This is a genomic window from Trichococcus sp., assembly GCF_049589555.1.
Lineage (GTDB): Bacteria > Bacillota > Bacilli > Lactobacillales > Aerococcaceae > Trichococcus.
Genome location: NZ_JBAWAZ010000388.1, coordinates 1 through 17,905, shown reverse-complemented (window position 1 = coordinate 17,905; position 17,905 = coordinate 1). Strand labels below are relative to the sequence as shown.

Sequence of the window (17,905 nt, the reverse complement as noted above, 5' to 3'; positions counted from 1 at the left end):
TACATTAGTTGGATGCCTTCTAACCGCGATGCATCGTATCCTGTAGAACGGTTCTGATTCGCAGATACCACTCTGTTTTAGTTGAACTCTGAATCCCAGAAACCTGTGCCTAAGCTGACAACCACACACGGACAAAAAACGTCCGCTTTGTGGTTGTCCTCTTAGTGCTCGGTTTCTACCCGGGATTCATCGTATCCTTTTATAATTTGGCTTGCCATTTGTCGGTCCAAACTAGGTCGTTGTGGCCGCCTTTGAATTCGGATTTGCCTTCCAGTTTGTCGATGACTTGTTTGATTGTTTCTTTGTTGTTGTGGTACGCGTTGATGAATGTTTTGACCATTGTCGCATCATGCAGATGTGTCGTGAAGTTCAATGATACGAAGGCATGCGGAACTTCCCAGACAAACCAAGGAACTTCGTTTGCCATGGCGGTGCTCCATTGGATGCGGTAGTTGTTTTGAGCGCCGTAGCCGACGATGTCAGAAACTTCCAAAGCGAAGTCCACTTCATCACGGTATTTCAAAGTAGCGCCTTTTACGCGGGAGCCGCGTTCGTTGACCGTTACTTCATACCCGCGGCTTGTCAATTCATCAATGAACAGTTGTTGCGTTGCTGAACCGGCATCATTGATTCCGCCTTTTTCGCCTTCCAAAATGTACAAACGGATGCGTTTGTGATCAACAGGGTTGATCGGCAAGTTGTTTTGGGTATCTTTGATCAAAGAAATCCCTTTATCAGCAGCGTCCGCTCTCCATTGCAGATGTTCTTCACAGCCGATGACGTTCAAGTCTTCGCGTGTGCGCAACAATGTGCCGTTTGCTTGTTTTTCAGGCAAGTGCAATTTAGCTTTCAAGCCCAAGATACGACGCAAAGCATCAGTCAAACGTTCTTCCGTGATGACGCCGTTTTGGTAGCCTTTCAACATGAAGCCGAAATCCTCTTCGATGTTATTGAAGAACAGGAACATATCGCAACCAGCAGCGATTGCTTTTGGAACGTAATCTTCACGGCGCATAGCCGATGTCATGCCCAGCATGTGCGTTGCATCAGTGATGACAAGTCCGTTGAAGTTCAGTTCGCCCTTCAATTCATCTTGGATCAATTCTTCAGCTAGAGTAGCCGGCATGATGTCTTTGTCTTCCAAGGAAGGATTCAATTCTTTTTGCAAAGCAGGTACCGCAATATGGCCTGCCATGATCATTTCAACACCACGATCGATGTGGTTTTGGTAAACTTTACCGAAGGAAGCGCGCCATTCTTCAGGGCTCAATTCATTGATTCCCAACACCAAATGCTGGTCGCGTTCTTCCGTTCCGTCTCCTGGGAAATGCTTGATGCATTGGATAACGCCATCTTCCATGTTTTCGCCGTTTTCAGCAGTCAAGCCATCCAAATATGCATTCGTATATTTGATTACTGTTTCTGCATCCGTACCGTAAGCACGCGTGTTGACGATTGTGTTTCTCCAGTTGTAAAGGATATCCACACATGGGTCGAAGTTGACGTTTACGCCCAAAGCTTTTTCTTCACGGGCAGAAACCAAGCCAGCATGATAAGAAACTTGAGGGTCGCCTGCAGCTTCACACTGTGCACCTGAAGCGATGTATGTTCCTTCACCGCATGCGCCGTTTCCGCCTGCATCGCAGTTGGCAGCTACCAATAGAGGAATTTTGGACATGGATTGCAAGTCGTTCAATAAATCTTGGATATCTTCTTTTGAATTGCCGTGATAGCGGGCGCCACCGATGTGGAATTTTTCGATGATTTCTTGGTTTGTGAAGTCGTTCCCCGAGAAGGCATCGTTACCGAAGAAGAAAAGGTTCGTGAACAATTGTCCTACTTTTTCCTCATCCGTCATACCAGCGATCGTTTCGTTTACCCAAGCGACCTGTTTATCGTTCAGATTGTACGGTTTTGCTTTCAAATCAACTAATTTTGGCACTTTTTTTCCTCCTGCTAACGTAATGTTTCTAACTTGCAAATCTTGGAATGTAGATTAATCGAATTGTGCCAATAAGGCATGGAATTCCCCAAGCACTTTTGCTTGGTATTCTCCTGCATACTCTTTGTTCAGGAATTTCTCGATCGCTTCATTGCTTAGGCGTTCCCAAGAGAATTCTTCTTTTCCGAAGAGGATCGGGTAATAGAATACGCCATTTACCGCTGCCGCTTGTTCATCGCCAGGTGCATCACCGACCATCAAAATTTCGTCCGCTGCATAACCTTTCGTCAACAAATCAGCGATTGCGTCCGCTTTGCTGCCGACTTCCTGTCCGTAGACTACGTCAACTTGCGGCATCAGATTGTGTCTGTTCCATTCGCTGTTCAAAGCTTCGCTGTTGGCTGAGCTTACGATTGCGACATCCGTCAGGCCATGGATTTTTGTCAGCCCTTCGAGAACGCCAGGGAAAGGCTTATCTTCGCCCGCCAATTCGGTTTCGATGCCTTCGTTGACTTTCTTGCTCCATACCAAAGCTTTTTCCAAATCAGCAGAAGACGCTTTTGCGATTTCCGCTTCAAGGGAAGCATTCGATAATGATGGGGCATTGTTTGCCCAATCGGTCAGTGCCGTAATATCGCCGATGTCTTCGCCTTTTTCCTGCGCTTCGATCAATGTCAAGACCAATGCTTTGAAGCGGTTGATGCCGCGTGTGCTTGAGAACAGGTTGATGCGGTTCCAGTCAGCCAAGAAAGTTTCGCGATCTTTGATGCCGTACTCGTCAGCTGCCAACGGTCCGAAGAAACGTTCATGTTTCACGTTCATCGTATCCATTGCGCAGCCGTCGGAATCGACGCATACTAAGAATTTTTTTTGTTTCGTAAATTGAGTTGGGTGTGTAGACATATTTTTTCTCTCCTAACTTGATATCAAAAAAAAAGGGCAGATAGAGAAGAACTGTGCAACACATTTCGTTCTATCTGCCCTATTCAATTACCTAAACTTATACGCCTGAATACGCGTTGAAGCCGCCATCGATCGGCAATACGACGCCGTTCACAAAGCTTGCAGCTTTCTCGTCAGCCAAGAACAGCAAGCCGCCGATCAATTCATGCGGTTCGCCGAAACGGCCCATTGGTGTGCCGTTCAGGATCTTGCCTGTACGAGGAGTCGGTGTGCCATCTTCATTGAACAACAAAGCTTGGTTTTGTTTTGAAACCAAGAAACCGGGAGCGATCGCATTGACACGGATGCCTACGTGAGCAAAGTGGACAGCCAACCATTCCGTCAAGTTGGAGATAGCAGCTTTTGCGCCTGAGTAAGCAACGATTTTGGTCAATGGTGTGAAACCGTTCATGCTTGAGATGTTGATGATGTTAGCGCCTGGACGGCCAACCATGTCTTTAGCAAAAACTTGTGTAGGCAATACTGTACCCAAGAAGTTCAAGTTGAAGACAAATTCGATGCCGCTTTGTTCCAAGTCGAAGAACGTTTTTGTTCCTTCAGGCAGATCAGTTTCATGATATTCGTTGTCTGTCGTTGCGCGCGGGTTGTTGCCGCCTGCACCGTTGACCAAGATATCCACTTCGCCTAATTCTGCCACGACAGCTTCTTTAGCTGCTTGCAGACTTGGCAATTCCAATACGTTGGCTTTGAATGCTTTAGCGATGCCGCCTTCAGCTACGATTTCATCGGCATAGCCTTGTGCGTTATCCAAGTTTAAGTCCAAAAGGGCTACTTTAGCGCCTGCTCTGGCGAATTCTTTCGCGAAATAAGAGCATAAAACGCCGCCTGCACCAGTTACTACTACTACTTTATCGGTAAAATCATGAACGAATGGGCTTGTCATGGTGATTTTCCTTCTTTCTTATTGTTATTGTTATTGTTGAGCTTTCAAGTTTTTCTTAACTGCTTCTTCCAAACCATTCAGGTAAGTTGCACCTAATGCACGGTCATACAAACCATAACCTGGTTTACCGGTTTCTCCCCAAATCATACGGCCATGGTCTGGACGGATTGCACCTTCAAAGCCGCCTTCAACACATGCTTTTACTACTTCATACATGTCGATGGATCCCATTTCAGACAAGTGAGCAGACTCTTCAAATGAACGTCCACCGACTAATTTCACGTTACGTGCATGCACGAAGTTCACACGTTTTTTAGCAAGCATATCTTTCAAGATAGCCACTGCATCGTTTTTAGGATCTGAAGCGAATGAGCCTACGCATAGTGTAACGCCGTTATATTCGCTGTCGTACAATTTGATGAAGCGGTTCAATGCTTCTCCGCCAGTGATGATACGAGGCAATCCGAAGATGCTGTATGGAGGATCATCAGGGTGGATAGCCATCTTCACGCCGGCTGCCTCAGCTGTAGGCATGATCGCTTTGATGAAGTATTCCAGGTTTTCCCATAGTTTTTCTTCGTCAACTTCTTTATATTCATCCATTAAAGCGTTCATTTCTTCAGCATTGTAGCTTTCGTCCCAACCTGGAAGAGAAAGCGTACGTGGGTCCATTTTGTTTACTTCTTCTTCATCGAAGATTAATGCATTTGAACCATCCGGTAATTCGTATGCCAAGTTGGAACGAGTCCAGTCAAAGATTGGCATAAAGTTGTAACATACAACCGGAATTCCTGCTTTACCCAAGTTACGCAAAGTTTCTTTGTAGGCACTGATGTATTGATCACGGTCTGGACGACCCAATTTGATGGATTCGTGAACCGGAACAGATTCAATGACTGAGATGTACATACCTTCAGCTTCAACGTCCGCTTTCAATTTTTCGATTCTTTCCAAAGGCCAAGATTGACCAACCGGGATATCGTAAACTGCAGTAACGATTCCTTTCATACCAGGGATTTGACGAATATTTTTCAGTGTAACAGGGTCCTCATGACCGTACCATCTGAATGACATTTCCATTGCAATGCACTTCCTCTTCTATTTTTATATTTTTTTATTTTTTAAAATCAAAGTATGCTACAGCGTTGTTATAGCTGATGTTCGTGATCAGCTTTTCCAGTAACTTGGCATCATTCGGGATTTCTCCACGTTCCACGAGATCGCCGATGAAATCACACAGGATGCGGCGGAAATACTCATGACGCGTATAGGAAATGAAGCTTCTTGAATCTGTCAGCATGCCGACAAAATTCATCAACAAGCCTGCTTCGGATAAGGATTTCAATTGTTTCAGCATGCCGTACTTGGTGTCGTTGAACCACCAACCGGAACCCATCTGAACTTTGCTCTTGATGCCTTTATCGTTCACTTGGAAGTTCGTGATTGCCGTTCCCACCAAGTCGAAATAAGTAGGGTCAAGGTTATAAGCGATGAATTTAGGCAATTCATTCGTCAGGTCCATTGCACCAAGGAGATTGTTCAAAGCATAGGATACGTTCGGTTGATCCTGGATGGAATCGAAGCCCGCATCCGCGCCTAATTTAGCAAACATGCGTTTATTGTTGTTGCGGATGGCGCCGAAGTGCAATTGCATCACGAAGTCTTTGGCTGCATAGATTTTGCCCAGTTCCACCAACAAGCGTGTTTGGTATTTTGCGTATTCCGCTTCAGAAATGCTGTCACCAGCAATCGCTTTGGCGTAGATGGCTTCAATCTCTTCATCCGTAGCTTCTGCATAGTAGATTTGGGATAAACCGTGGTCGGAAACGTTCGAACCATGATCCGCAAAATATTGGATCCGCTCTTCCATTCCTTCCAGCAGCTCAGCGAATGTCGCCATTTCTTTGCCGGTCGCCTCTTGCATTTTTCCGATAAACCCAGCAAACTTGGCTGCGTCTTGGATAGCGAAAGCTTCATCCGGACGGAAACCAGGAACGACTGCTACATCAAATGTCTCGTCTTCGGCGATCGCTTTGTGCCATTCCAACGTATCCGTTGGGTTGTCTGTCGTGCAAATGAAGGTGACGTTGGAATTTTGGATCAATTTACGCGCTGTCAGTTTTTCTTCTTTCAACACGCGGTTGCATTCCGCATAGATTTCCTTCCAGTTGGCACTGGTAAGCGTTTCTTCTATATGGAAGTACTTTTTCAATTCCAAGGCTGTCCAGTGGAACAAGGGATTCCCTACTGCATTTTCAGCAGTGTAGGCCCAAGCTTCAAATTTTTCTTCAGGAGAAGCATTGCCGGTGATTTTTTCTTCCGGAATTCCCATCGCACGCATCGCGCGCCATTTGTAATGATCTCCGCCCAACCATAATTCCGTAATGTTTTCGAACTCATAGTCTTCAGCAATCTGTTGTGGGACCAAATGGCAGTGGTAATCGAAGATGGGCATGTTTTCCGCATATTCGTGGTAAAGTTTTTTGGCCGTTTCGGACTGTAACATAAAGTCGTCATGAATAAATGACATGTGAAGAAATCCCCTTCCGAGCTTTATTTTGAAATATCATTGATTATTGCGCTTTGATTTCTGCCAACCGATCGGCAAATTCTTTAGCAGCAGCCGCTACACTGGAGTAGCCGCCTTCTTTAAGGTTTCGTGTCAAGGCACTGCCGACACCGACTGACCAAGCTCCGTTTGCGATCCATTTGTCCATGTTCTCAATGCTTACGCCACCTGATGGCATCACGTCAACCCAAGGAATAGGGCCATGAACGTCTTTGATGAATCCAGGACCCAACAAACCACCCGGGAAAAGCTTCACTACTTCGCAGCCAGTTTCCAGAGCCATTTGAATTTCTGTAACAGAACCGCATCCAGGCAAGTATGGAACAGTGTATAGGTTGCACATTCTTGAAATCTTCTCATTAAAGGAAGGGCTTACGATAAATTTCGCTCCGTTCATGATCGAAATTCTCGCAGCGACTTCATCCAATACCGTACCTGCACCTACAACCATATCCGTGCCTGCGAATTCATCAGACAGTTTACGCATAACATTTTCAGCACCCGGTGTCGAAAATGTCACCTCGATGTTCTTGATGCCTCCTTGATATGCTGCTTTGGAAATCTCATAACCTGCCTCTTCGGAAGCTCCGCGCACTACTGCAAACAGGTAATTCTCTTGTAATTGAGCCAGGGTATCTCTCTTGACGCTCATTTGTCATCCTCCATTCATGGTTTCGCATTGTGGAACTCAGTATCATAACTCGAGTTCATTATAGAATTTACCATCTTTTATGTCAACGAAATTCTATCAGAAATAAAAAAATGAGTGGCCAATTGTGAAAAATTTGTGGCGCACCCCTGAATGGCCCCAGAAAAACAAAAGGATATACAAAAAAACTCCCCACAACCGCATGTATCATGCGGTTCGTAGGGAGTTACATCTGTATCGGCCTCAGATTGGAAAGGATCAAAAGTGACCCAGAAAATGTGATATTTTTGTGGAATACTCCAAAACTTTGCCTGTATAGAAGTCTTTATCGACCATGTCCGACAACGGCAAGGAGATGCTGATCGCACCTGCGGCAACTTCCCTTGCGCTCGAGAACGCTGCAGCGATGCAGACGATGCCCTCTTCAAACTCCTCATCGTCGAGGGCGTAACCATTCCTTCTGATTTCATCCAGTTCGTTGACGAGTTCTTCGTAAGTGGTGATCGTGCGTCCGGTCTTCTGTTCCGGAACGATACTGTCCCAATATTCACGGACGGCAGCGTTTTGACGGGTACTCAAGAGCGCTTTCCCGACCGCAGTGCAATAAAGCGGCGCTTTCGTACCGATCTTTGATTGCATCCGCACGCCGCGGGACTCACCATACTTATCGATGTAGAGCACTTCATCATTGTCTTCCACAACCAGATGCACGGTCTGTTTCGTGTCATCCGATAACTGGCGGATCATGCTTTTGGCCACATTCAAGAAGTCGATGTTGTGGACACGTTTGTTCCCGAGATGGAACATCTTCAAGGAAATGCGATATTGCTTGGTGTCTGGATTGCGGTCGATATAGCCGTTTTCCATCAGAGAGTTCACCAAGCGATGGGTCGTTGCTTTATGCAGATGGACTTTTTCGCTCAACTCCATCAGGCTGAGACTAGGATAGTCCGCCAAGGTCTCCAGGATCGATAAGGCCCGATCTATCGATTGAACTTTTGTGCTTGTGTTTGATTCTTCTTTTTGTACCATTTTTCTGATCATCCTTTTTTCGAATATAGTCTCAAACCTTATAAAATCTTTGTATATCATTCCATTTTCCATACTTAGCTAATCAAAAATCAGCGTTTGGATTCATTAAACGGGAAACCGTTTCATATTGTGATATTATAGCAAATAAAATGAAGCATGATAAGGCCCCCGCTTGTAATTTCAAAAAATAATTTAAACGCATACACAGATCCACACATTCGCGATGCACAGCTTCTGCGTCTTCTTATGGAAGCAAATGCCGATGATAGGAAGTTTGAGCGTCATTTTTTCGAAACATTTCTTCCGAAAGACTGGCCTAAAGCGGGTATCGGTGCTGTAGGATTATGTCAGAAATTTGACCGGCCCGGCTGTATTTTGGATTATTTCCACCGCTCACCTTTGACTTGAATGCGTTTTCTAACTATACTCATATCAGATTAAGAACGGCAGTTTCATATTATGATACACAATTCCCGTTATTATTTTCGCCCTTCTTGTCAAAAATAATCTTTTATGGGAGGAAGTTTTAAAAATGGCTCAAAATCAAGTAACCGGCGCAGCAAAGCGTCCATTTGGATTCCGTGACCTACTTGGATATTTCATGGGCGACTTCGGTTGCAATATGAGTTTCACGTTGATTTCCAGCTACATGTTCATTTTCTACACCCAGTACATCGGGATTTCTTTGGCCCACTATTCCATCGTCATCCTGATCACGAAAATCCTTGATGGCATCAACGATCCGATCATCGGCGCGATCGTCGACCGCATGGGCGCAAATAAAAAAGGTGAAAAATTCAAACAATGGATTCTCCGCGGCGCTCCTTTCTTGGCTTTGGCAGCAACTGTCATGTTCATCGATGCAGCTGACTGGACCTATCCTGCTAAACTTGGCTTGTGTATCGGCGGTTATATCTTATGGGATGTCACCTATACAGTCGTTAACGTACCTTACGGCGCCCTAAGCTCCGTTATGACTTCCAAACCTTCACAACGCGCCGCTTTATCCAACGCACGTTCTTGGGGATACATCATCGCCGGTGTTCCGCTGGGAATCCTGATTCCGTTGTTCGCTTACGAGCAAGTCACAAAAAACGGGCAAACAGCCAGTATTTTCCGCGGCGAAAGAATGTTCCCGATTGCCGTCATTTTGGGAGTCGTTTCCATCATTGCCTTTGCGCTTCTCTATCTGAATACGGAAGAACGCATTCAACATGTTGAGACTGAGGGGGAAGAAGTAAAATTCAATTACTTCAAGACATTAAGAGACTTCTTCCGCAACCGCGCAATTCTGGGTATCGCTCTCGCCTCCATCGCACAAATCCTGTTCATCATGGGTGGGAACCAATTGCATCAATTGACTTACCAGATGTACTTCGGGGACGGAACCTTGAGTTCTTACTCCATCCTGACTCAAATCATCCCATTATTTGTTGGTACTGCCCTCGGTGGTGCCTTGGTCGGCAAACTGGGCAAAAAAGAATTGTCGACTTGGCCATTGATCGGCTCCATCGCAGTCTACGCTTTTCTTTACTTGGTCGAAATCACAAATCCGATTCTTTGGATCACGATGCAGATCATCGCAAACAGTTTCGCTTTCGGCTTGACGATCTACACTTGGGGTATGGTTGCTGACGCTATCGATTATCAAGAGTGGAAGACCGGCACCCGCAATGAAGGCTCCGTTTACGCTACTTACTCTATGTTACGTAAAGTCGCACAGGGTTTCGGTCAATCATTCATACCTGCAGCCATCGCTATCTTGATACCAACACTGGATGTTAAGGACGCTGTGACCTGGACAGCCGAAAACTCATTGGCCATCCGGGATATGGCTGCCCTATTCCCATTGATCGGCTATATCCTCATCTTCATCTGCTTCAAGTTCATCTTCAACTTGGACAGAAAAACCGTTCGAGAGATGCAAGTTGCCCTAGGCCGCGACGAAGAATAATCCCTCCGCAGCAAACGAATGGACTGAATTCCAGAACAGCAAAAAAAATCCACGCCGGTAACTCCGACGTGGATTTTTTGTATTATTCGAATTCTGCAAAAAGTTCTTCCGGTGTCTTCAGAACGCCACCTGTATTGGCTGAGGTAACCAAAGCAGCGTAACGTGCCAACCAACCTGTCTTCACTTTAGGCATGAAACGTGTCTGTTTTTTCTTTCTTTCTTCCAACACTTCATCAGCAACGCTTACGTTGATTGTGCGGTGCTCTAGATCGATGACGATCTCATCGCCGTCTTCGATCAAGCCGATCGGTCCGCCTGAAGCTGCTTCCGGAGAGATGTGGCCGATCGCGATACCGCGTGTGGCACCGGAGAAACGGCCATCCGTGATCAGCGCAACATCGCGGCCTAAGCCGCGTCCCACGATGGAAGACGTTGGCGCCAGCATTTCCGGCATTCCAGGTCCACCTTTAGGGCCCTCATAACGGATGACGACAACATGCCCTTTTTTAACTGTGCGGTTATCGATCGCCTCCACCGCTTCATCATGGCTGCTGAAGCAGATTGCTTTTCCGACGAATTTTTTGATGTCGGCATCCACCCCGCCTACTTTGATGACGCCGCCGAAAGGAGCGATATTGCCGTTCAGGATGGACAAGCCACCGACCGGAGAATAGGCATTCTCGTATTTATGGATGACTTCTTCGTTCTTGATTTCATGGTCCGCAACATTTTCGCGGATCGTTTTGCTGGTTACAGTGATACGGTCCGGATGCAGGTTGCCGTGTTTGATCAATTCATTCATGATCGCCGGCACACCGCCCGCCTCATGCACATCATGCATGGAGTAAACAGATGATGGTGCTATTTTTGATAGGTACGGGGTTGTTTCCGCGATCTCGTTGATGCGGTTCATGTCATAGTCGATTCCGGCTTCTTTCGCCAAAGCCAATGTATGTAGCACTGTATTCGTTGATCCACCCATCGCCATATCCAAGGCGAAGGCATCATCGATTGCTTCAGCAGTGATGATGTCAAGCGGTTTGATGTCTTTTTTGACTAAGTCCATCAATTTGAAAGCCGCTTCGCGGATCAGTTCTCTTCTCTCGTCACTGACTGCCAAAGCAGTACCGTTGTATGGCAATGCCAATCCCAATACTTCCATCAAACAGTTCATCGAGTTGGCGGTGAACATCCCCGCACAAGAACCGCATGTTGGGCAAGCGTTGGCTTCCATATCGAAGAATTCTTCCTGTGTCATGTTGCCTTCTTTGAAAGTACCGACCGCTTCAAACATGGATGACAATGTCAAAGCCTGTCCGGTAGCGGAAAGTCCAGCCTTCATCGGGCCGCCTGAGCAGAAAATCGCCGGAACATTGGTGCGGACAGCCGCCAAAAGCATACCCGGAGTAATCTTATCGCAGTTCGGGATGTAGAAAACACCGTCGAACCAATGTGCGTTGATGACCGTTTCAGCGGCATCGGCAATGATTTCGCGTGATGGCAATGAGTAGCGCATCCCGATGTGTCCCATCGCGATCCCGTCGTCGACACCAATCGTGTTGAATTCAAAAGGAATCCCGCCAGCTTCACGGATCGCTTCTTTGGCGATATCGCCTAATTCTCTCAAATGCACGTGACCAGGCACGATATCTGTATAGGAATTGCAGACAGCTATGAACGGTTTGTCCATGTCCCCTTCTTCCCTGATTTGTCCGGTCGCTCGCAACAAGGAACGATGTGGCGCTTTATCTATTCCCTTTTTGATTTTATCACTACGCATTGCTGTCTCCCCTTTTTTTCGTATATTTATAAAAAAGAAGCCCTCATGTAATATAGGGCTCCAGCTTGCGTCGAGCCCTGATTCACTAAGAATAGGACTCAACTAATTGAATAGTTTGAATCCTAGGGCATAATAATGACTAATAAAGTGTTTACAGCATGGCGATCTGTTGTACGGTTTGCGTTCATTCTTCTCATCATACTGCAACTCCTTTCATTATCTTTCTTTAAATATTAAATCTAAATTAGAAATAAGTCAATGCTTTTATTTTTCTTTCATAATCCATTCAACTGACTCAATCCATCGTGCCTCCTAAAGGACAGGGACAGGCGAGAAGTTGTCCGGAAAGCGGAGGTCAGCACCATCCGAATCAATGGATTCGATCATCATTTCAGCTTCAAATGCCAAACCTTGCTCGACCGCACTCATCGACAGCTCATTGAAATGACAAAGAACCCCTTCATACAAAGGCACAAACGGCAGTGCTTCCAAAACGTCTGCCGGCCTCATCAGGGCCACTGGCTTATTGGCTTGCAGCACGTCCCCCTCCACTAATACAGTCGAAACAAAATGTGAACAAAAAAAATAATTTTCCCTGTCCCATACCTTATTAAACAGGGCGGGCAATAGCCCCAGCAGATTGTAATGGTACTTTTCTTTGTCCTTTTCGAATGACGATACATAGCCTCTCATCACTGCTGCCTGTTCCTCTGACACAGTCAACGAATACACCGCGCATTTTGCCTGGCTGTAGAAATCAGATGTCACATCTTCGTGTATGAACCCTCCTATAAAAGGGTTATTGGCTTTCTTTCGGCCGAAACTGAAGGTATCCGCCAGTTCTGCATCAAATGCCAAGGATACATGGTTGTATTTTTTTCTCGTAAACAGTTTGATGATCCGAGTCAACATCGACCCTGTATCCGTCAATAATAAATAAATCTTCTGGTCTGACATCCTTGTGCTCCTAAATTGTTATTACAAAACCTGACTTCCACCCATATTAATAAAATTAACGATAAGATAGGCCATCCCGTTGCAGAAAAAGAAAAGTCGTTCTGTTTTTGTATCCATCCTTTCATTATACCAAAAACAGTCCGGCTGAATGCATCTTTTCAGAAAATTATCTTTATCTTCCTTTGGGTTCCATTCGTCTCCTCCGCTCCCGACACTAGGATAGTCGAAGAATATCTGATAAAATAGAAGAACATTATAGAAGAAAAGTTGATTATAAGGAGCAAACATACATGTACCATTGGTCTGAACTATCCAAAAACTATCCGGCATCCAGCATCCGAAAGATGGCGAAGCTGGCCGCCCAATTTGATGACACGCTGATGCTGACGATGGGCGAACCGAATTTCGAGACGCCCGAATACATCAAAAAAGCCGGGCAGGATGCCATCGCCGCCAATCATACGCACTACGGCCCCAATGTCGGCGAGCTCTCTTTTCAGCAAGCCGTTGCGAAAAAATATACGGACCAGACCGGTATCCCCTTCGATCCGAGTGAAGTCATGGCGACTTTCGGCGGAACGGAAGCCATTCTGCACGTGATGATGGCGATCCTGAATCCAGGCGATGAGGTGATCATCGCCGACCCGAGCTATCCGAATTACCTCGGCCAGATCATGCTGTTGGGAGCCACAGTCGTGCCGGTGCCCGTCTACGAGGCAAATTCATTCAAGATGCAGGCATCCGACATTGAGCAAGTACTGACCGACAAAACGCGTTTGATCATTCTGAATACGCCGAATAATCCGATGGGGTCGATCCTTGATCAAAGCGATATGGAAGCCATCGTGGCATTGGCCGATCGCCATCAGATCGCGATTCTGTCGGATGAAGTCTATGAAAGCCTCATTTATGATGGAAAGAAACATTTCAGCCTGTTCCAGATACCCAGAGCAAAAGAAAATCATTTCGTGGTGAACAGCTTATCCAAAACCTATGCGATGACGGGTTGGCGGATCGGCTATGTCGTCGGCAATAAGGATGCCATCGATCGCATGGCCGAGTTCCGGGAAGGCATCGGATTCTGCGTTCCCCCCTTCATCCAGGAAGCCGCAATCGCTGCGATCACCGGACCGCAGGATGATGTCCGTTATTTCCTGGAACAATATGACCGTCGCCGCCACATCATCGTCGATGGCTTGAACCAGATCCCGGGCTTCCATTGTCTGAATACGGAAGGTGCCTTTTATGCCTTCCCGAACATCAAGGCATTCGGCAAGTCTTCCTATGATTTTGCGATGGAAATCTTGACCGAAACCCACGTAGCGCTCACGCCAGGCTCCGCTTTCGGGAAAATGGGCGAAGGCTACTTGAGGATTCCGTTCGCCGAATCCGAAGAGGTCCTGCAGGAAGCCGTTGACCGCATCAAAGCCTATATCATAAAGGCTTATCCAAATTTATAGAAAAAAAAACGACGAGGCGACTCGTCGTTTTTTTTGATTGCTAAATATCGATTTTGGCGGATTTGTTTTTTTTCCATGCTTGCCAGACATGGTAGGCATACTGCGAGAAGGTGATGACAGCCAATCCCCCGACGAACAGCTGCAGATAGACCAGTCCCGTTAGACGGAACAAGGACAGGAGGATCGTGGCAAAAATCAGGACGGTCGTGGCCTTCCCGAATACATTCGCCGGCACGATGATTTTCGGCTCGACATTCAGTAAAGCCACGCCCAGGAATATTTGCAGGCCATCTTTTATCAATACGATCAGGAAAAACCAGTTTTCGATATACCCGATGTCCATCAAGGTGTACAGAACCGAAATCTGCATCACTTTGTCCGCAAAAGGGTCAGCCACCTGCCCGAATTTCGTGATGGCATCATATTTCCTGGCGATATAGCCATCGATGATGTCGGTAAGGCTGGCGACCAGAAAAATGATCATCGCCCAACGGACCGGGTGCGCTGCGTCCGAATAGAAGACCATCAAATAAAAAGGGATCAAAAACAGGCGTATCAGCGTCAGGATGTTCGGTACACGTTTCATAAGTTAAGCCTCCCAGCTACCATTGGCGTTCTTCTTACCTATATTTTAATCTATAGCGCGTTCTTTAGCTATTTTAAGCAGAGCTGAACGCGCAAAAAAAGTTCAGAAACCCCACAACCGGATGGCAGCAGGTTTCTGAACGATTCTCAATAATGCATCACGTTGTCTTGATAATGGATGCCTGTTCCCGCCAGGAAGACGATTTCATCAAAGAAATATTGCATTTTCTGGGAGGAGGCCAGCATAAACTCCGGATGCCACTGCACCGCAAAGATATTTTGGCTTCTTTCTTTTGCTTGGAAGGCTTCAATCAACCCGTCCGAGCTCCAAGCGATGGCCTCAAAAGGCTCCGCCAATTCCTTGACGCCCTGATGATGGAAAGAGTTGACGAGATGCTTCTCCCCTAAAAAGGAACGCAAGAAATTATTCGGGGCAATCGAAATCGAATGGGAAGCATACTGGATGTTCGTTTTTTGGTCATGTTGGACATCATACTCTTCCAGCTGGCTGATATCCTGATGCAGACTTCCGCCAAAAGCGACGTTGATCAGCTGCATCCCGCGGCATACTGCAAAAATCGGTTTGCATTGATTGTACGCTTCTCTGGCCAAAGCGATCTCGAAAGCGTCCCTGGCCGGATGCGTGACACCCAACCGGTGCGTCGGCTCCTCATCATAAAGAATCGGGGATACGTCCTGCCCACCTGCCAAAATCAATCCGTCCACAGCGTTGATGTAATGCTCTGCATCCATTGGATCGCTGATGGGGATCACGAGCGGAATCCCTCCTGCTACTTGTACACCATCGATAAAGCCTTGTGGTGTGTATGTTTTTTCCATCTGATTGCCGAGTTCAGCACTCAGATGGTTGCCTCCAATTCCTATAATCGGTTTCATCCATTATTCCTCCCGTCACATTATTCTCTAATGAAGTGCGGTCATGATCTGCAGACACTTCCCAAAAAGGCTGTTCAAATGAGCGCATGACGTACATGCTTAACTTTTCCGCAACACATATGCATGTCCATATAGCCGTCCATCATTCTCATTCCTCCGCCCCTATTATTGCTATTCGATAAATTTTTTCACCAAATTCACATTTAAAAATAAATTAATGCTATTGTAACGTGCTGTCATCCCTCTGTCAATGACCAGTTGTGGCGTTTTTCATTGCAGCATCTCATTTTAATTCTCCATTTTTCATGAATATCCTTGATTTCCCTTGCTTTTTGGATGCTTTTGCTCTAGGATTCAATATAGAAAATAAAATTAAAAAAAAATGAGAATACTTGCACTCGCATATTTTTCGGGGAAAGAGTAGCATTAAAAATGGACAGATTATGCGCAATTGCAAAAAGGGATTGAACTCGCGTTCGAAACAATTGTACAATTGACAGAAGCAAAAGAAAAAAGCAGCAATACTGAAGCGTATTAAAATACTATCGAAAAGAGCCAGGGATTGCGGTGTGGTCATCCACATCAAGACAAACACCCTGCCGAGGAGGAAATTATGGCAATTTGGTCAAATAATTATCACGGTTCCATGAATGAAAAGGCATTTGAATTCAATTCATCCATCGATGCGGATGCTCGTCTGGTCTATGCGGATATCGCAGGAAGCATCGCTCACGCAAAAATGTTGGGCAAAACCGAAATCATTCCCCGCGAAGAAGCGGATGCCCTCGTCAATGAACTGGGCAAAATGAATGATGAACTGCAGGATGGCGATCTGACCATCGATTTCTCGGAAGAAGATATCCACAGCTTCTTGGAAGCGGAACTGACGCGACGTCTTGGCGCTATCGGCAAAAAGGTCCACACAGGCAGAAGCCGCAACGACCAAGTAGCGACTGCTTTGAAGTTGTATTCTGTTTCAGCGTTGGAGCATCTGTCCAGTCTTACTGCCAACGTTGCCCTCGCATTGAGTGAAAAAGCCGAACAGCATCTGGAAACGATCATGCCTGGTTATACCCATCTGCAACGTGCACAACCCATCACATTTGCCCATCACCTGATGGCTTACACGGAGATGTTCCTAAGGGACAAATCCCGTCTGGATGATGCCAAAGAACGGGTACTGCATTATATGCCGCTGGGCAGTGCCGCGCTTGCGACAACTACCTTGCCATTGGACCGCGCCTTCACTGCTGAAGCACTCGGCTTCAAGGATTTTTCCCGGAACAGTTTGGATGGCGTATCCGATCGCGACCATTCCTTGGAAATGCTGGCGGATATGTCGATCATCATGGTCCACATTTCCCGTCTGGCTGAAGAAGTCATCATCTGGTCATCACAGGAATTCGGTTTTGTGAAAATCCGGGATACATTCTCTTCCGGCTCAAGCATCATGCCGCAGAAGAAAAATCCGGACATCGCGGAATTGCTGCGCGGCAAATCCGGCCGTGTCTTCGGCGACTTGATGGGCGTATTGACTTTAATGAAAGGTTTACCGCTCGCATACAACAAAGACATGCAGGAAGAAAAAGAATTGCTGTTCGAAGCGATCGACACAGTGACATTCTGTCTGGAAATCCTGCCTGCAATGTTGAACGATATGGACGTGATGGAAGAAGCCATGCTAACGGCTTCGCAAAAAGGCTATCTGAATGCCACTGACTGTGCCGACTTCCTTGTCGAAAAAGGCATCCCTTTCCGTGACGCTTACAAGATCACCGGAAACATCCTGAAAGAGTGCGAAGAACAGAACCTGACGCTGGAAAACTTCCCGTTGGAGATGTACAAAAAACACTCGGATGCTTTTGATGAAACCATCTACAAGAAGGTTGATCTGAAGGAATGCGTCATCCGCAGAAATGTGGCCGGCGGACCGGCACCGGAACGAGTGAAAGAGCACATTGAGGCAGTCAAAACAAAATTAGAAGACTACCAGATCATCTCCTGATCAAAAAATAAAAGCGGAACGGGTTCGTTCAGCCCTGAAAGAAATTTAGGAAATCGTGCCGACTGAGCATCGCAGAGCGCAATAGGTACGATTTATCTAATTTCCGAAGGGCTAACCCGTGAAGCTAGCCATCATTATTGGATGCATGAACCATTTTGCAATCCTGTAGACACCTACGGTGATGCACTTTTGAGTACAGAAAATTTTATACATTCCTATAATATAAGAA

14 protein-coding genes are annotated in these 17,905 nt (G+C 46.2%); 3 read left to right on the top strand and 11 right to left on the bottom strand.

The annotated features are described in order from the left end of the window. Positions 1 to 199: 199 nt before the first annotated feature. From WBV27_RS13470 to WBV27_RS13440, 7 genes are all read right to left on the bottom strand, one after another. Entirely contained in the window at positions 200 to 1,942 is a 1,743-nt protein-coding gene (locus tag WBV27_RS13470) for a glycoside hydrolase family 3 protein (protein WP_424202626.1), read from the bottom strand. A gap of 54 nt (positions 1,943 to 1,996) precedes the next feature. After that, a complete protein-coding gene (locus WBV27_RS13465) occupies positions 1,997 to 2,845 on the bottom strand; it encodes an HAD family hydrolase (RefSeq protein WP_424202625.1) in 849 nt (282 codons plus the stop codon). A 97-nt stretch (positions 2,846 to 2,942) separates the two neighbouring features. After that, entirely contained in the window at positions 2,943 to 3,788 is an 846-nt protein-coding gene (locus WBV27_RS13460; RefSeq protein WP_407433877.1) for an SDR family oxidoreductase, read from the bottom strand. Positions 3,789 to 3,818: 30 nt separating this feature from the next. Then, positions 3,819 to 4,868 (bottom strand): mannonate dehydratase, encoded by a 1,050-nt coding sequence (gene uxuA / locus WBV27_RS13455; protein ID WP_424202624.1) that lies wholly within the window; start codon positions 4,866 to 4,868, stop codon positions 3,819 to 3,821. Positions 4,869 to 4,902: 34 nt separating this feature from the next. Continuing rightward, on the bottom strand, positions 4,903 to 6,318 hold the full coding sequence (gene uxaC / locus WBV27_RS13450) for a glucuronate isomerase (protein ID WP_424202623.1): 1,416 nt from the start codon (positions 6,316 to 6,318) through the stop codon (positions 4,903 to 4,905). Positions 6,319 to 6,361: 43 nt separating this feature from the next. After that, the gene (locus tag WBV27_RS13445; protein ID WP_119092366.1) at positions 6,362 to 7,009 is read right to left on the bottom strand and encodes a bifunctional 2-keto-4-hydroxyglutarate aldolase/2-keto-3-deoxy-6-phosphogluconate aldolase; all 648 of its coding nucleotides are present in this window, start codon (positions 7,007 to 7,009) and stop codon (positions 6,362 to 6,364) included. Between the two features lie 255 nt (positions 7,010 to 7,264). Beyond that, on the bottom strand, positions 7,265 to 8,038 hold the full coding sequence (locus WBV27_RS13440; RefSeq protein ID WP_424202622.1) for an IclR family transcriptional regulator: 774 nt from the start codon (positions 8,036 to 8,038) through the stop codon (positions 7,265 to 7,267). 532 nt (positions 8,039 to 8,570) lie between these two features. Between WBV27_RS13440 and WBV27_RS13435 the strand changes: the two genes are divergently transcribed. Then, positions 8,571 to 9,992, top strand: a complete 1,422-nt coding sequence (locus WBV27_RS13435; protein ID WP_424202621.1) for an MFS transporter — start codon at positions 8,571 to 8,573, stop codon at positions 9,990 to 9,992. Between the two features lie 82 nt (positions 9,993 to 10,074). Here WBV27_RS13435 and ilvD read toward each other — a convergent pair whose 3' ends face one another. Beyond that, the gene (gene ilvD / locus WBV27_RS13430; protein ID WP_424202620.1) at positions 10,075 to 11,772 is read right to left on the bottom strand and encodes a dihydroxy-acid dehydratase; all 1,698 of its coding nucleotides are present in this window, start codon (positions 11,770 to 11,772) and stop codon (positions 10,075 to 10,077) included. A gap of 312 nt (positions 11,773 to 12,084) precedes the next feature. Then, complete coding sequence (locus WBV27_RS13425) at positions 12,085 to 12,729, bottom strand: hypothetical protein (protein ID WP_424202619.1); 645 nt, start codon at positions 12,727 to 12,729, stop codon at positions 12,085 to 12,087. A 290-nt stretch (positions 12,730 to 13,019) separates the two neighbouring features. Here WBV27_RS13425 and WBV27_RS13420 point away from each other — a divergent pair, with 290 nt between their 5' ends. Then, positions 13,020 to 14,189 carry a pyridoxal phosphate-dependent aminotransferase gene (locus WBV27_RS13420; RefSeq protein WP_424202618.1) on the top strand — a complete coding sequence of 390 codons (1,170 nt, stop codon included), beginning with the start codon at positions 13,020 to 13,022 and terminating at the stop codon, positions 14,187 to 14,189. 40 nt (positions 14,190 to 14,229) lie between these two features. Here WBV27_RS13420 and WBV27_RS13415 read toward each other — a convergent pair whose 3' ends face one another. Together WBV27_RS13415 and WBV27_RS13410 are read right to left on the bottom strand one after the other, a co-directional pair. Continuing rightward, positions 14,230 to 14,775, bottom strand: coding sequence for a CDP-alcohol phosphatidyltransferase family protein (locus WBV27_RS13415; RefSeq protein WP_424202617.1), 546 nt, complete (start codon positions 14,773 to 14,775; stop codon positions 14,230 to 14,232). A 146-nt stretch (positions 14,776 to 14,921) separates the two neighbouring features. Further along, the gene (locus tag WBV27_RS13410; RefSeq protein WP_106448989.1) at positions 14,922 to 15,671 is read right to left on the bottom strand and encodes a gamma-glutamyl-gamma-aminobutyrate hydrolase family protein; all 750 of its coding nucleotides are present in this window, start codon (positions 15,669 to 15,671) and stop codon (positions 14,922 to 14,924) included. Between the two features lie 613 nt (positions 15,672 to 16,284). Here WBV27_RS13410 and argH point away from each other — a divergent pair. Then, a complete protein-coding gene (gene argH, locus WBV27_RS13405; RefSeq protein WP_424202616.1) occupies positions 16,285 to 17,676 on the top strand; it encodes an argininosuccinate lyase in 1,392 nt (463 codons plus the stop codon). The last annotated feature ends 229 nt before the right edge of the window (positions 17,677 to 17,905 follow it).

What these genes read in the sequence shown, in the direction of transcription:
- WBV27_RS13465 (WP_424202625.1), bottom strand. Translation starts at nt 2,845, where the DNA reads ATGTCTACACACCCAACTCAATTTACGAAACAAAAAAAATTCTTAGTA.
- WBV27_RS13460 (WP_407433877.1), bottom strand. Translation starts at nt 3,788, where the DNA reads ATGACAAGCCCATTCGTTCATGATTTTACCGATAAAGTAGTAGTAGTA.
- uxuA (WP_424202624.1), bottom strand. Translation starts at nt 4,868, where the DNA reads ATGGAAATGTCATTCAGATGGTACGGTCATGAGGACCCTGTTACACTG.
- uxaC (WP_424202623.1), bottom strand. Translation starts at nt 6,318, where the DNA reads ATGTCATTTATTCATGACGACTTTATGTTACAGTCCGAAACGGCCAAA.
- WBV27_RS13445 (WP_119092366.1), bottom strand. Translation starts at nt 7,009, where the DNA reads ATGAGCGTCAAGAGAGATACCCTGGCTCAATTACAAGAGAATTACCTG.
- WBV27_RS13440 (WP_424202622.1), bottom strand. Translation starts at nt 8,038, where the DNA reads ATGGTACAAAAAGAAGAATCAAACACAAGCACAAAAGTTCAATCGATA.
- WBV27_RS13435 (WP_424202621.1), top strand. Translation starts at nt 8,571, where the DNA reads ATGGCTCAAAATCAAGTAACCGGCGCAGCAAAGCGTCCATTTGGATTC.
- ilvD (WP_424202620.1), bottom strand. Translation starts at nt 11,772, where the DNA reads ATGCGTAGTGATAAAATCAAAAAGGGAATAGATAAAGCGCCACATCGT.
- WBV27_RS13425 (WP_424202619.1), bottom strand. Translation starts at nt 12,729, where the DNA reads ATGTCAGACCAGAAGATTTATTTATTATTGACGGATACAGGGTCGATG.
- WBV27_RS13420 (WP_424202618.1), top strand. Translation starts at nt 13,020, where the DNA reads ATGTACCATTGGTCTGAACTATCCAAAAACTATCCGGCATCCAGCATC.
- WBV27_RS13415 (WP_424202617.1), bottom strand. Translation starts at nt 14,775, where the DNA reads ATGAAACGTGTACCGAACATCCTGACGCTGATACGCCTGTTTTTGATC.
- WBV27_RS13410 (WP_106448989.1), bottom strand. Translation starts at nt 15,671, where the DNA reads ATGAAACCGATTATAGGAATTGGAGGCAACCATCTGAGTGCTGAACTC.
- argH (WP_424202616.1), top strand. Translation starts at nt 16,285, where the DNA reads ATGGCAATTTGGTCAAATAATTATCACGGTTCCATGAATGAAAAGGCA.